General features: G+C 73.4%; 7 protein-coding genes. 5 read left to right on the top strand and 2 right to left on the bottom strand.

Annotated features, from left to right (window positions below; translation table 11 throughout):
• Positions 1 to 92: 92 nt before the first annotated feature.
• The gene (locus ACZ7J0_RS19635; RefSeq protein WP_470888949.1) at positions 93 to 1,658 is read right to left on the bottom strand and encodes an alpha/beta hydrolase; all 1,566 of its coding nucleotides are present in this window, start codon (positions 1,656 to 1,658) and stop codon (positions 93 to 95) included.
• A 91-nt stretch (positions 1,659 to 1,749) separates the two neighbouring features.
• Complete coding sequence (locus tag ACZ7J0_RS19630; protein WP_470889276.1) at positions 1,750 to 4,371, bottom strand: lysylphosphatidylglycerol synthase domain-containing protein; 2,622 nt, start codon at positions 4,369 to 4,371, stop codon at positions 1,750 to 1,752.
• A 492-nt stretch (positions 4,372 to 4,863) separates the two neighbouring features.
• On the opposite strand from ACZ7J0_RS19630, the gene ACZ7J0_RS19625 reads away from it, so the two are divergent.
• From ACZ7J0_RS19625 to nudC, 5 genes are all read left to right on the top strand, one after another.
• On the top strand, positions 4,864 to 5,253 hold the full coding sequence (locus ACZ7J0_RS19625; RefSeq protein ID WP_470888947.1) for an MGMT family protein: 390 nt from the start codon (positions 4,864 to 4,866) through the stop codon (positions 5,251 to 5,253).
• Between the two features lie 218 nt (positions 5,254 to 5,471).
• Complete coding sequence (locus tag ACZ7J0_RS19620; RefSeq protein WP_470888946.1) at positions 5,472 to 9,077, top strand: ATP-dependent helicase; 3,606 nt, start codon at positions 5,472 to 5,474, stop codon at positions 9,075 to 9,077.
• 104 nt (positions 9,078 to 9,181) lie between these two features.
• Complete coding sequence (locus ACZ7J0_RS19615) at positions 9,182 to 12,748, top strand: ATP-dependent helicase (protein ID WP_470888944.1); 3,567 nt, start codon at positions 9,182 to 9,184, stop codon at positions 12,746 to 12,748.
• A 10-nt stretch (positions 12,749 to 12,758) separates the two neighbouring features.
• Entirely contained in the window at positions 12,759 to 14,183 is a 1,425-nt protein-coding gene (locus tag ACZ7J0_RS19610) for a dipeptidase (protein WP_470888942.1), read from the top strand.
• Between the two features lie 39 nt (positions 14,184 to 14,222).
• Positions 14,223 to 15,170, top strand: a complete 948-nt coding sequence (gene nudC / locus ACZ7J0_RS19605; protein WP_470888941.1) for an NAD(+) diphosphatase — start codon at positions 14,223 to 14,225, stop codon at positions 15,168 to 15,170.
• Positions 15,171 to 15,245 lie beyond the last annotated feature (75 nt).

Below are 15,245 nucleotides of genomic sequence, written 5' to 3'. Positions count from 1 at the left end.
ACCTTCGAACCGGACCGCCATCCTAGGGGTCGCTACTGACAGTGATGAGTCTCGGGTTGTTCGTCACCGGGAGTGCCTGCCCGGGAGGGCCGCTAGGCGCACACGGTGCCGGCGGCCGGGACCCGGCCCTCCAGGAGGTAGGCGTTCACCGCGGCCCGTACGCAGGCGTTGCCGCTGTTGTAGGCACCGTGCCCCTCGCCCCGGTAGGTCAGCCCGACCCCGACGCCCTTGCCCAGCGCCTCGACCATCTTCCGGGCGCCGGCGTACGGAGTCGCCGGGTCGCCGGTGTTGCCGATGACCACGATCGGGGCGGAGCCGGGCGCGCTGACGTCGGGGTAAACCCAGGCACCGGGCACTGGCCACTGCGAGCAGTTCAACAGGGCCCAGCCCATGTTGTCGCCGAAGACGGGCGAGGCCGCACGGAACTTCGGAAGCGCCGCCTTCACCTGGTCCAGGGTGTAACGGGACTTGTAGTCGACGCAGTTGATGGCCGCGTTGGCGGCCTGGATGTTGCTGTAACCGCCGTTCTGGTCGCGTCCGTTCAGGGCGTCGGAGAGGGCGAGCAGCAAAGAGCCGTTGCCGCCGTCGGCCTCGTCGAGTCCCTGCTCCAGGAGCGGCCAGAACTTCCGCGAGTACAAGGTCTCGAGGATGCCGTTGACGGCCTGGGTCTGGGTGAGCTCCCGGTCCCCGATGCCCGGGATGGGCTTCTTCTCCAGCTTGGTGAGGAGGGCGGTGATGAACTCCTCGATCTCCTTGGGGCTGCTGCCGGGGATCTTGCACGCGTCGCCGCGCTCCACACAGTCGGCGGCGAAGTGGTCGAGGGCCAGCTGGAACCCCCTGGCCTGGGTGAGGGCGCCCTGTTCGGCGTCCGCGCTGGGGTCGACGACCGCGTCGAAGACCGCCCGGCCCACATGGGTGGGGAAGACATGGGCGTAGACGCCGCCGAGTTCGGTGCCGTAGGAGATGCCGAAGTAGTTGAGCTTGGCGTCGCCGAGGACCTGGCGCATGAGATCCATGTCGCGGGCGGCGTTGACGGTGCCCACGTGGGGCAGTTCGTCGCCGGAGTTCTTCTCGCAGCCCGCGGCGTACTTCTTCAGACCGTCGGTGAGGGTCTTCTCCTCGGCCGGGGTGTCGGGCGTCGCGTCCTCGGCGTAGTACGCGTCGAGCTCCCGGTTGCCGAGACACTCCACGCCCTCGCTCCGGCCGACCCCGCGCGGATCGAAGCTGACCAGGTCGTAGCGGCTGCGGAGGGTCTCGAAGTCCTTCGCGAAGGACGGCAGGCCGGTGACCCCGGAGGCGCCGGGGCCGCCGAAGTTGAAGACCAGGGAGCCGATCCGCTTCCCCGGCTCGGAGGCCTTGGCGCGGATCAGCGCGAGTTCGACGGTCTCGCCGCCGGGCTTGGCGTAGTCGAGCGGGGCGTCCATGAACGCGCACTCCCAGCGCGTGCCGCCGGGCAGCGGGGAAGGGGCTTCGCCGGCGCCCTCCGCCTCGGACGGCGCCGGGCAGGGGCTCCACTCCAGCTTCTGCTCGGCGAGGTCCTGGGGCCTGTCCTCGTCGTCGCCACCGCTGTCCGAGCAGCCCGCGGTGATCAGTACGGCGGCGCTGGCGGTGGCAGTGGCCAGGATCGCGGCCCGCCGCACGGCGGAAGTGGTCGGCATGCGTCCATCGTGCGCCGCGGGGACGGGGGACGCGCGGGACGGCGTCCATGCGGGTGGCGCGAGTAGGCGGGGGAGCGGAGGGGCGGGGCGGCTAGAGCGAACCCCTGCGCGTCAGCGAATTGAAGCAGACCCACCCCGGCAGCACCGGCAGCCACAGCGTCAGGAGCCGGTAGAGCAGCACCGCCGGCGTCGCGACCTCCAGCGGCAGCCCGACCGCGACCAGGCCGAAGGTCAGGGCGCCTTCCACCGCGCCGACACCGCCGGGCGTCGGCGCCGCCGATCCCAGGGCGTTGCCCGCCAGGAAGACCACGGCGACGCTCGCATAACTGAGCTGCTGGTTGCCGTGGTCGAAGGCGCGGATCGACGCGTCCAGACAGAGCACGAAGACACCGGTCAGCAGCAGCATCCCGCCGATGCCGGTGAGCAGCTTCATCGGACGCTGGAGCACGTCCAGCATGCGCGGCACGACACCCGCGAAGAGCGAGCGCAGCCGGGTCGAGACGAACTTCCGCAGGAACGGGATGGCGGTGACCACCAGCACCAGGACGGCGACCGTGAGGAGACCCGCGATCACCGTCCGGGACGGCGTGAACGACCGTGTCTTCTCCGTACCGGTGAGATAGCCGAAGGAGAGCAGCAGCATGATGTGCGCGCCGAGCCCGAACAACTGGGACGCGCCCACGCTGGCCACCGCCAGCCCGGGACGGACCCCCGACCGCTGGAGGAAGCGGGTGTTCAGGGCGACACCGCCGACCGCGGCCGGCGCGACGATCTTCACGAACGACCCGGCGACCTGCGCCACCACGGTCCGCCAGAACGAGACCCGCTCGGGTACGAAGCCGAGCAGGCTCATCGCCGCGGCGACATAGCTGAGCGCCGAGAACAGCACGGCCGCCGCGACCCAGCCCCAGTCCGCCTGGCTGATCGTCGACAGCGGCGTGCGGGCGATCTGCGAGAGCAGGAAGTACGCGGCGATGGCGCCGGCGATCAGGCTGATGAGGGTGCGCGGCTTGATCCGCTCCAGGCGGACCGGCTCCACCGGCGCCTGTGGCTTGATCAGCAGCACCTGCTGGCGGATCTGCGCGAGCAGATCCTCCTCGCGGGCCTCGTCGAGCGCCACGTCCAGGGCCCGCTTCTCCGCCTGCTTCTCGGCCCGTACGGCCTTGCGGTCCGCCTTGCGGCCGGTGGCCGCCTCCCCGCCCTCCAGGCGGGCGCGCTTGGCCGCCTCGGAGGCCTCCAGAACCGCCTCCCGCTCCCGCTTGGAGCGCTCGCGGGCCTGCCTGCGCAGGGTGGCCCGGGTGGAACGGCTGAGCGCGATGGGCTGGAGCAGCGGCAGACAGTCGGCGATGGCGTCGGGTCCGAGGACCTCGACGGCGGCGGCCACCGCGCGCTCGGCGCCCACCCGCAGACCGAGCGTGGTGAGCAGCTGCGCGATGTCCATCCGCAGTACGAGGTCGCCGGCCGCGATCTCGCCGCCGCGCAGATCGGTGAGGATCACCTTGCCGGAACGATCCACCAGGATCGCGTCGCCCGTCAGCCTGCGGTGCGCGATACGACGCGACTGGAGCGCCTGCACCTGGTGCCAGGCGCCGCGCACGAGCTCGTTGGTGATCTCCTTGTCCTCCAGCGAGTCCAGTGACCGGCCGCCCAGGTGCTCGTAGACGAGCATCACGGCGTCCGGGCCCAGCTCGGAGGTGGCGATCAGCTTGGGGGCGTTCGCGCCGGCGGCGATGGCCGCGTAGGCGAGCAGAGCCTCCTGCTCCAGGGCCTGGCGCAGCGACTGGATGGAGCGCCGAGTGGTGATCGTCCGCAGGGTCAGCCGGCGCCAGACGCGGTAGAAGAAGCCCTGTGCCTGCTGCTCGCGGTCGACGACGGTGACGTCCAGCGGCGGTCCGTCCTCCAGGGTGACGCTGTAGCGGCGGCCGCGGTCGCCGTGGTCCGAGGAGTCCGGGACGCCTTCGACGCGCATCGCGGTGACGGGACGGAAGCCGACGCGGCGCAGGCCGGCGAGCAGGTTCTGGCCGGTGGGCCGGACGTTGGGGGAGCCGACGGTGTACAGGGTCCCGTACGCGACGGTCCAGCCGATGAGCACCGTGAGGATGATCGAGAACGGTGTGGTGTACCCGGCGACCAGCATCGCGAACGCGTCCAGGAGCAGCACCACCCACAGCACCACGCGCCAGCGCGGTCTGCGGGCCATGCCCACGGCCGTCATGTAGGCGATCACCGGGGCGAGGTAGCCGTGCACCGGGTCGGTCAGACCGCCGCCGGTCTGGACCCGGGTCAGTGCCTCGGTGATGGACCCGGGCGCGGCCTTGGCGACCCACAGGTCGGTGGCGAGGGTGACGCCATGGGCCAGTACGGCGGCGAGGACGCCGTCCGCGATGCGCAGCCCGTCGCGCTTGATCAGCCGCTCGATGGCGAAGGCGACCGGGACCAGCAGGACGGCGATGCTGGAGGCCAGTCCCGCGATCTTGACGAACACGTCCGGCGCCTGTTCGGTGCCCTTGCTGATGTCCGCTTCGAGACCGGTCGTGGTGCCGTGCGCGAAGGCGGCGATGGCGAGGACGACGGCGATGGCGAGGATGCCGACGAGCAGGCGCAGGAGATCGGAGGGCCGGTGCACGCGGGCGGCGAGCAGCGGCTCGTCGCCCGAGACGCGCTCGACGTGCTCTTCCGCGGCCGGGGGCCGAGTCGTTCCGGGGACTTCCAGGGCCTCCGCCGGGTGCGGGGTGACGGCGGTGGCACCGGCGAGGGGCGGCCTGGCGGCCCGTTCGGGGGTCCCGGAGGGCCGGGGCGTCCCGGACGGCTTGGAGTGCTCGGGGGTGGCGGACGGCTCGTCGGGCTTGCCGGGGACGGGCGGCTCGGGCGCGCCGGAGGGGCCGGCCTCGGAGTCCGCACCCGGGTCCGCGCCGGAGTCCGCGCCGGACGCCTTCCGGTCGTCCTTCCCGGCTGCCGGAGTGGATGGTTCCGGGCGCGGCTCGTCGTCAGGGGTACGCGCGCCTTCGGGAGGCTGCACGCCGTGCCCCTTCGTCGTCTCGGTCTCTTCTTGATCTCGTATCACCAGTCACCGCCCGCACGATGGTGGCATGACCGGACCGCACCGGGGGGCATCAGGGTGCACGGCGGGGGCGCTCGGCGCCAGAGGTACGCCGTGTCGCTTTCGCGTCCCAGGCTGTCGGAGCCGTAGGGCAGGATGGGTCGGATGAGCGATGAGGTGCCGGGACCGCCCGAACCGGGGGAGCTGCCCGAGTACGCCGAGCGGGTGCTGGAACTCACCGAGCTGATCCCACCTGGACGAGTGATGACGTACGGGGACATCGCCGAATGGCTCGGCGAGGGCGGACCACGCCAGGTGGGCCGGGTGATGGCCCTGTACGGCGGCGCGGTGCCCTGGTGGCGCGTCGTGCGATCGGACGGCACACTGCTGCCCGGCCACGAACTGCGGGCGCTCGGCCACTACCGCGCGGAGGGCACTCCCCTGAGGGAGGCCGCGCGCAGCGCCGAGGGTCACGTGCCGCGTCTCGACATGAGGCGGGCGCGCTGGGACGGCGGCGGCACGGACGCCGGCGCGAGTGCGGGAGCTCACACGTGACAGCTTGGGCCATCCGGCGGTGCGACGGGCACTGTGAGGAGCGGACGGAGTACGTGGCGGCGGAGTAAGGGGCGGACGGACCGCCGGTCCCGCTGCGATCCGGACGCCGCGTCGCGTAGCGTCGTCGGGACGGTCCGTCGGCGGCTCGGGCCGCACCGGCGCCTCAGCGACCGTCACGAGCATGACCACCAGCACACCCACCAGGACCGGCGAGCCACGTGAGTTCCTCCTCCACCACCCGGCGTACGCCGTACCAGGGACAGGTACGGCAGGGGACCCCGGGCGCGTACCGACTGGTGCGTACTCCACCGGCCCCCGTGAACCCCCCTCTCCTGGACGCATCGCAGCGCGCCGTGGTTGAACACGAGGGCGGGCCGTTGCTCGTTCTGGCAGGTCCGGGCACCGGGAAGACCACGACGCTGGTGGAGGCGGTCGCCGCGCGGGTGGCCAAGGGCGGTGACCCGGAGCGCATCCTCGTCCTCACCTTCAGCCGCAAGGCGGCGGTGGAACTCCGGGACCGGATGGCGGCACGGCTGGGGGGCGCGCAGGCGCCGCAGGCCACCACCTTCCACTCCTTCTGCTACGCGCTGATCCGGGCGCACCAGGACGCGGACCTGTTCGCCGAGCCGCTGCGGCTGCTGTCCGGACCGGAACAGGACGTGGCCGTACGCGACCTGCTGGCCGGCCAGCTCGATCTCGGACGCGAGGGCCGGGCGGGCATCCGCTGGCCCGACGAACTGCGGGCCTGCCTGACCACGCGCGGTTTCGCCGACGAGGTACGGGCCGTCCTCGCCCGGACGCGTGAGCTGGGCCTCGGGCCCCGGGCGCTGGCGGAGTTCGCGCAGCGCGTCGGGAGGCCGGACTGGAAGGCGGCGGCCGGGTTCCTCGCCGAGTACCTGGACGTCCTGGACCTCCAAGGGGTCCTGGACTACTCCGAGCTGGTCCACCGGGCCGTGCTGCTCGCGGACGCCGTGGCTCTCCCCGACTACGACGCCGTCTTCGTGGACGAGTACCAGGACACGGACCCGGCGCAGGTCCGGCTGCTGCGGGCGCTGGCCGGGGGAGGAAGGACGCTGGTCGCCTTCGGTGACCCCGACCAGTCCATCTACGCGTTCCGGGGCGCCGACGTGAACGGCATCCTCGGCTTCCCCGAGACGTTCCGCCGCGCCGACGGGGCCCCGTCCCCGGTGCGCGTCCTCACCACCTCGCGCCGCTCCGGCGCCCAGCTCTTGGCGGCGACCCGGCTGCTCACCCAGCGCATGCCGCTGACCCGGCTCCCGTCGGAACAGGCCCGTGCCCACCGCGCCCTGGCGCCGGTCAGGGCGGGCGGCCGGGTGGAGACGTACACCTACCCGACCCCTTCGACCGAGGTCGACAACATCGCCGACCTCCTGCGCCGTGCCCACCTGGAGGAGGGCGTCCCCTGGAACGAGATGGCGGTCCTCGTCCGCGCGGGCACCCACATCCCGTCCCTGCGCCGTTCCCTGACCTCGGCCGGCGTTCCACTGGAAACGGACACGGCCGACGTCCCGCTGCGCCACGAGCCGGCGGTGGCGCCGCTGCTGACGGCACTGCGGGCGACGGCGACGGCGGCGCGGGCGGGAGCGGCGGCCGGGGCGGCGCTCGGGGTCGCCGAGCCGATCGAAGGGGCGCCTGCGGAGGTTGCTGCGGCAGAGAGTGCCGTTGGGGTCGCCGTGCCGGCCGAAGGGGCGCCTGCCGAGGTTGCTGCCGGAGGGAGTGCCGTCGGGGTCGCCGGGCCGATCGAAGGGGCGCCTGCCGAGGTTCCTGCCGGAGGGAGTGCCGTTGGGGTCGCCGGGCCGATCGAAGGGGCGCCTGCGGAGGTTGCTGCGGCAGAGAGTGCCGGGCTGTCCGCGGAGCTGTCCCGGGGGGCGCCCGCTGAGGACCGCGCCGAGCCCCCCGCCGAGGACCGCCCCGCCCCCGGTACGGACACCTGGCTCGACACCGAGACGGCGCTCAGCCTCCTCACCTCGCCCCTCGGCGGCATGGACGCCGCCGACCTGCGGCGGCTCGGGCGCGCCCTGCGGGACGAGGAGCGGGCCGGAGGGAACCGGGTGCCGCCGCCCTCCGACGTACTGCTCGCCCGTGCCCTCGCCGAGCCCGAGCGTCTCGTCGCCCACGACCCCGCCTACGCGCGCGGCGCCCAGCGTCTGGGGGAGCTCCTTCGGGACACCCTGGCCCTGCTCCGGCGCGGCGGCACCGCGGAGGAGGCCCTCTGGCTGCTCTGGGACGGCACGCCGTGGCCCGGCAGGCTGCAGCGCGCCGCACTGCGGGGCGGCGCGGCCGGGCGGAACGCCGACCGCGACCTCGACGCGGTGTGCGCGCTGTTCGAGACCGCCGCCAGGGCCGAGGAGAAGACCGGCGGCCGGGGCGCCCTCAACTTCCTGGAGGAGCTCGACGCCCAGGACATCGCCGCCGACACCCTCTCCAAGCGGCAGGTCCGGCCCGACGCCGTCCGTCTGATGACCGCTCACCGCTCCAAGGGCCTGGAATGGGGCCTGGTGGTCGTCGCCGGCGTGCAGGAGGGGCTCTGGCCCGACCTGCGCCGCCGCGGCTCCCTCCTCGAAGCGGACAGGATCGGCCGCGACGGTCTCGCCGAGCCGCTCACCCCGGGCGCCCTCCTCGCCGAGGAGCGCCGGCTCTTCTACGTCGCCGCGACCCGCGCGCGCGACCGCCTCGTCGTCACGGCGGTGAAGGCGCCCGCCGACGACGGTGACCAGCCGTCCCGCTTCCTCACCGAACTCGGCGTCGAGCCGCGGGACGTCACCGGCAGGCCCCGCCGCCCGCTCGCCGTCGCCGCGCTCGTGGCCGAACTGCGGGCGACGACGGTGGACCCCGACGCCGGCCCCGAACTGCGCGACGCCGCCGCCCGGCGCCTCGCCCGCCTCGCCGCGCTCACCGACGACGAGGGCCAGCCGCTGGTTCCGGCCGCGCACCCGTACCGCTGGTGGGGCCTGTACGACCCGACCCACTCCGCGGTCCCGCTGCGCGACCGCGACCACCCCGTCGCACTGTCGGGCAGCGCCCTGGACCAGCTGGCCAACACCTGTGCCCTCCAGTGGTTCCTGGGCCGGGAGGTCAAGGCGGACGCCCCCGCGACCGCGGCCCAGGGCTTCGGCAACGTCGTCCATGTCCTCGCGGACGAGGTCGCCTCCGGACGTACCCCCGCCGACCTCGGCGTCCTCATGGAACGCCTCGACTCCGTGTGGGACGCCCTCGCCTTCGACGCGCCCTGGAAGTCGGTCCAGGAAAAGGAGCACGCGCGCGTGGCGCTGGAGCGCTTCCTGCGCTGGCACGTCATGGACCGCGGCGGCCGCACCCCCACCGCCACCGAGCACGACTTCGACGTGACCCTGGAGGCGGGGGAGTACGCGGTGCGGATCCGCGGCTCCATGGACCGGGTCGAACAGGACGAGCACGGCCGCGCCTATGTCGTCGACTTCAAGACCGGCAAGTCCGCCCCGACCAAGGACGAGGTCGCCCACCACCCCCAGCTCGCCGTCTACCAGCTCGCCGTCCGTGAGGGTGCCGTGGACGACGTCTTCGACGGCCGCCGCCCGGACCCTGCGGGCGCCGAACTCGTACAGCTGCGCCAGCCCGCCCCCAAGAAGGAGGGCGGCGAATCCCTGCCGAAGGTGCAGGCCCAGGCGCCGCTCGACGGCGAATGGGTCGGCGACCTCCTCGCCACCGCCGCGGGCCGCGTCCTCGACGAACGCTTCACTCCCTCCACCGGCCAGCACTGCACCCACTGCGCCTTCCGCGCCTCGTGCAGCGCGCTGCCGGAGGGCCGCCACATCGTGGAGTAGCGGCGGCGCGGCAAGGGACGGTCCCAGCGGTGGCGGGTGCGCGGCGAGCGGCTGTCCCCTGACACCGGCGGAGAGTGTCAGTGGCCCCCGTTAGCCTCTCTGAGGTGACCCCACGCCTCACCGACCCCGAGCAGCTCAAGGAGCTCCTCGGCATCCCGTTCACCCCGGAGCAGACGGCCTGCATCACCGCGCCGCCCGCCCCGCAGGTCATCGTGGCCGGAGCCGGCTCCGGGAAGACGACGGTGATGGCCGCCCGCGTGGTCTGGCTGGTCGGCACGGGGCAGGTCGCCCCCGAGCAGGTGCTCGGCCTGACGTTCACCAACAAGGCCGCGGGCGAGCTCGCCGAGCGCGTCCGCAAGGCGCTCGTACGGGCCGGGGTGACGGACCCCGACGTCATCGACCCGGACAATCCGCCCGGTGAGCCGCGCATCTCGACCTACCACGCCTTCGCCGGGCAGCTCCTGACCGACCACGGCCTGCGCATCGGCCTGGAGCCCACCGCCCGCCTGCTCGCCGACGCCACCCGCTACCAGCTCGCCGCGCGCGTGCTCCGCGAGGCCCCCGGGCCGTACCCCGCGCTGACCAAGTCCTTCCCCACCCTCGTCAGCGACCTCCTCGCCCTCGACGCCGAGCTCGCGGAACATCTCGTACGCCCCGCCGACCTCCTCGCGTACGACTCCGAGCTCCTCAACGCCCTCGCCCGCGCCAAGCTCACCAACGCCGACCTGCGCAAGCTCCCCGAGGCCGCCGCGGCCCGTCGTGAAATGCTCGACCTCGTCGTCCGCTACCGCGCTGCGAAGCGCGCCCGCGACCTCCTCGACTTCGGCGACCAGATCGCGCTCTCGGCGGAGCTGGCGACGACCCGCTCCGAGGTGGGGGCGATCCTGCGTGACGAGTTCAGGGTCGTTCTCCTCGACGAGTACCAGGACACGTCCGTCGCGCAGCGGCTGCTGTTGTCGGGCCTTTTCGGCTCCGGTACGGGCCACGCCGTGACCGCCGTCGGCGACCCCTGCCAGGCGATCTACGGCTGGCGCGGCGCGTCCGTCGCCAACCTCGACGACTTCCCCGCCCACTTCCCGTACGCGGACGGCAGCCCCGCCACCCGGTTCTCGCTGAGCGAGAACCGCCGCAGCGGCGGCCGCCTCCTCGACCTCGCCAACGGTCTCGCCGAGCCGCTGCGCGCCATGCACGCCGGCGTGGAGGCGCTGCGCCCGGCCCCCGGCGCGGAGCGCGACGGCGTCGTCCGCATCGCGCTGCTGCCCACCCACGCGGAGGAGATCGACTGGCTCGCCGACTCGATCGCCCACCTCGTGCGTACGGGAAAGGAACCGGGCGAGATCGCCGTCCTGTGCCGCACGGCAACGGACTTCCCGGCCATCCAGGCCGCCCTCGTCGCCAGGGACGTCCCGGTCGAGGTGGTCGGCCTGTCCGGGCTGCTGCACCTCCCCGAGATCGCCGACCTCGTCGCGGTCTGCGAAGTCCTCCAGGACCCCGGTGCCAACGCCTCGCTCGTCCGGCTCCTCACCGGACCCCGCTGGCGCATCGGGGCCCGGGACCTGGCCCTGCTCGGCCGCCGGGCACGGCTGCTCGTCCACCGCGCCCCCGCCGGCACGGACGACCCCGACGAGCGCCTGGCGTCCGCGGTCGAGGGCGTCGACCCGGCCGAGGTCATCTCGCTGGCCGATGCCCTGGACACCTTCATCGGCGCGGGCGGCGGAAGCGACGACGACGGCCTGCCCTTCTCCGCCGAGGCCCGCGTCCGCTTCGCCCGCCTCGCCACCGAACTGCGCGACCTGCGCCGCTCCCTGGCCGACCCTCTGATGGACGTCCTGCACCGGGTCCTCGCCACGACCGGCCTGGAGGTGGAACTCTCCGCGTCCCCGCAGGCGCTGGCCGCCCGTCGCCGCGAGACCCTCTCCAACTTCCTGGACACAGCCGCGGGTTTCGCGTCCCTGGACGGCGACGCGACCCTGCTCGCCTTCCTCGGCTTCCTGCGGACCGCCGCCCAGTACGAAAAGGGCCTGGACAACGCCCTCCCGGGCGGCGAGAACACCGTCAAGGTCCTCACCGCGCACAAGTCCAAGGGACTGGAGTGGGACGTCGTCGCGGTACCGGGCCTGGTGGCGACGCAATTCCCCAGCGCCAGGTCCCGCGAGTCCTGGACGTCCCAGCCGCAGGTGCTCCCGCACGCCCTGCGCGGGGACGCCCCGACGCTGCCCGCGGTCGACAGCTGGGACGCCAAGTCCCTGGCCGCGTTCAAGGACGCCATGAGGGCGCACCAGCACACCGAGGAACTCCGCCTCGGCTATGTCACGTTCACCCGCCCCCGCTCCCTGCTGCTCGGCTCCGCCCACTGGTGGGGGCCGTCCCAGAAGCGCCCCAGGGGCCCGTCGCCGTTCCTCCACGCCCTCTACGACCACTGCTCGGCCGGCTTCGGCGAGATCGAGTCCTGGGCGGACGAGCCGGAGAAGGACGCCGAGAACCCTTCCTTGCGGGAGTCCGGCTCCTCCGAGGCCTGGCCGCTCCCTCTGGACCCGGCCTCCCTGGAGCGCCGCCGGACGGCGGCGGACACGGTCCTGGCGTATCTGTCCGAGCCGCACGACTCCGAGGAGGACGGTCCCGAGCCGTACGCCTCCGAGCCGTACGACTCCGAGCTGTACGACCCCGAGCCGGTCGACCTCGAGACAGGGCCCGGCGAGCCGTACGCGGCCTACGAACCGGAGGCATACGAGCCGTACGACACCCACGAGCGGCACGAGATCTCCGAGGAGACGGACGGCCTCACCCTTTCCGACTGGGACGCCTGGACCTCGGCGGTCCCCGAGCGGACACCGCCCGAGCCGCCGCTTCCCCCGCGCCCCCGCGCCGCCGCGCCCGCCGACGTCCCGGCCCCCCGGCAGGCCCCGGGCCGGCCTCCCGGCACGGCCCCCCGCCGTGCTCCCCGGCTCACCCCCGAGGACGCGCGCACCATCGAATCCTGGGACCGGGACCTGGAGGCCCTCACCACCGAGCTCCGGCGCGCCCGTGCCACCAGCCGGGACGTCCCCCTCCCGGCCTCCCTCTCCGCCTCCCAGCTCGTCCGGCTCGCCGCCGACCCCGACGGCTTCGCCGAGGAGCTGGCCCGTCCGATGCCCAGGCCCCCGCAGCCCGCCGCCCGCCGTGGCACGCGGTTCCACGCCTGGGTGGAGTCGCGGTTCGAGGCGCTGCCTCTGCCCATGCTCGGTCCCGACGAGCTCCCCGGCGGGGAGGCGTTCGCCGACGAGCCGGAGATCGCGGACGAGCGCGACCTCGCCGCGCTCAAGGACGCCTTCGAGCGGACCCCGTACGCCCACCGCGTCCCCCACAGCGTGGAGGCGCCCTTCCAGCTCGTCCTCGGCGGCCGCGTCATCAGGGGCCGGATAGACGCCGTCTACCGGGACGAGACCACTGGCGCGTACGAGATCGTCGACTGGAAGACCAGCCGGTCCCGCACGTCCGACCCGCTCCAGCTCGCGCTGTACCGGCTCGCCTGGGCCGAGCAGCACGACCTTCCGCCGCAGGACGTGACCGCCGCCTTCGTCTACGTACGCACCGGCGAAGTCGTCCGTCCCGAGCGCCTGCCCGACCGCCCGGAGCTGGAGCGCATCCTGCTGACTGGGACGCCCGGCCGGGCCGCCCCCGACGCCGGATAGGCTCAGGAGCATGAGCGACACCCCGGACAGCGCCGTCCAGACCGCACCGACCCAGGCCGTACGCACGTACATCGAGCAGCACCGCGCCGCCTTCCTCGACGACCTCGCCGCGTGGCTGCGCATCCCGTCCGTGTCGGCCCGGCCCGACCGTGCCCCGGACGTACGGCGCAGTGCCGAGTGGCTGGCCGCGAAGCTGTCGGAGACGGGGTTCACGACGGTCGAGGTCTGGGAGACCGACGGCGCTCCCGCCGTCTTCGCCGAGTGGCCCTCCGGGGACCCGTCCGCCCCGACCGTCCTGGTCTACGGTCACCACGACGTCCAGCCCGCCGCCGTCGAGGACGGCTGGCACACCGACCCGTTCGAGCCGGTGATCAAGGACGGCCGGATGTACGGCAGGGGTGCCGCCGACGACAAGGGCCAGGTCTTCTTCCACACGCTAGGGGTCCGCGCCCACCTCGCCGCGACCGGCCGCACGGCCCCGGCCGTCAACCTCAAGCTGCTTGTCGAGGGTGAGGAGGAGTCCGGCTCCCCGCACTTCCGCGCGCTCGTCGAGGCCCGCGCGGGCCGCCTCGCCGCCGACGTCGTGATCGTCTCGGACACCGGCATGTGGTCGGAGGAGACCCCCACCGTCTGCACCGGAATGCGCGGTGTCGCCGACTGCGAGATCGAGCTGTTCGGCCCCGACCAGGACATCCACTCCGGCTCGTTCGGCGGCGCTGTGCCCAACCCGGCCACCGTCGCCGGCCGTCTGGTCGCCGCGCTGCACGACGAGAACGAACAGGTCGCCATCCCCGGCTTCTACGACGGCGTCGCTCCGCTCACCGACGCCGAGCGCCGGCTGATCGCCGAGCTTCCCTTCGACGAGTCGACCTGGCTGAGCACCGCCAAGTCCCACGGCACCCTGGGCGAGGCCGGCTACTCCACCCTGGAGCGGGTCTGGGCCCGCCCCACCGCCGAGGTCAACGGCATCGGCGGCGGCTACCAGGGCCCCGGCGGCAAGACGATCGTCCCGGCCTCCGCCCAGCTGAAGATCTCCTTCCGGCTGGTGGCGGGCCAGGACCCGGACAAGATCGAGGTCGCCGTGCGGGACTGGCTCGCGGCTCGCGTCCCGGCGGGGATCCGCCACGAGATCACCTTCGGCGCCCCGACCCGCCCCTGCCTGACCCCGCTCGACCACCCCGCCCTCCAGTCCGTCGCACGCGCGATGAGCCTGGCCTTCGACGGGGCGAAGATCCGCTTCACGCGCGAGGGAGGCTCCGGTCCGGCGGCCGACCTCCAGGACGTCCTGGAGGCACCCGTACTGTTCCTGGGGATCTCCGTGCCGTCCGACGGCTGGCACGCGCCGAACGAGAAGGTCGAACTGGACCTGCTGTTCAAGGGCGTGGAGGCCACCGCCCACCTGTGGGGCGACCTGTCCGCCGCCGCACTCCGCTGAATGCTGGACCCACAACGATCCGGGGGAGTTGGAAGTACCGTGAGCACCATCAGTAACGAGGCCGGGCACCGTCCCATCGGCCTGACCGCCCCGAGCGGCATCGACCGCGTGGCGCACCACCGTCTCGACGAGGCCTGGCTGGCGGCGGCGTGGAGCCACCCGACCACGCGGGTCTTCGTGGTCTCCGGCGGCCAGGTGCTGATCGACGACACCGCGGACGGCCGGACCGAGCTGGTCATGACGCCGGCCTTCGAGGCCCCGGTCACCGAGACCCACCGGTACTTCCTGGGCACGGACGCGGACGGTGTCCGGTACTTCGCGCTGCAGAAGGACTCCCTGCCGGGCCGCATGGACCAGTCGGCCCGCCCGGCAGGTCTGCGGGAGGCGGGCCTCCTGCTGTCGCCCCGGGACGCCGGTCTGATGGTCCACGCCGTTGCCCTGGAGAACTGGCAGCGCCTCCACCGTTTCTGCTCGCGCTGCGGCGAGCGCACGGTGATCGCCGCCGCCGGGCACATCCGCCGCTGCCAGGCCTGCGGCGCCGAGCACTACCCCCGGACCGACCCGGCCGTGATCATGCTGGTCACGGACGACCAGGACCGCGCGCTCCTCGGTCGCCAGGTGCACTGGCCGGAGGGCCGCTTCTCGACCCTCGCGGGCTTCGTCGAGCCGGGCGAGTCGATCGAGCAGTCGGTGGCCCGGGAGGTCTTCGAGGAGGCCGGTGTGACGGTCGGCGAGGTCGAGTACGTCGCGAGCCAGCCGTGGCCCTTCCCCTCCAGCCTGATGCTGGGCTTCATGGCCCGCGCCACCTCGTCGGAGATCAATGTGGACGGCGAGGAGATCCACGAGGCGCGCTGGTTCTCCCGGGAGGACCTGACCGCGGCCTTCGAGTCCGGCGAGGTGCTGCCGCCGTACGGGATCTCGATCGCGTCCCGGCTGATCGAGCTCTGGTACGGCAAGCCGCTGCCGAAGCCCGGAGACCTGGCCTGACGGGCCAGCACCGGGGCAGTACGCGAAACCCCCGCTCCGGAACGCTCCGGGCGGGGGTTTCGGTACCGAGGACGA

It is taken from the genome of Streptomyces sp. NPDC038280 (assembly GCF_055600045.1).
Note: the sequence above shows the minus strand (reverse complement) of the source record. Positions and strands in the feature narration are given on the sequence as shown.

Coding starts and splice junctions, on each gene's coding strand:
- ACZ7J0_RS19635 (WP_470888949.1), bottom strand. CDS start 1,658: ATGCCGACCACTTCCGCCGTGCGGCGGGCCGCGATCCTGGCCACTGCC.
- ACZ7J0_RS19625 (WP_470888947.1), top strand. CDS start 4,864: ATGAGCGATGAGGTGCCGGGACCGCCCGAACCGGGGGAGCTGCCCGAG.
- ACZ7J0_RS19610 (WP_470888942.1), top strand. CDS start 12,759: ATGAGCGACACCCCGGACAGCGCCGTCCAGACCGCACCGACCCAGGCC.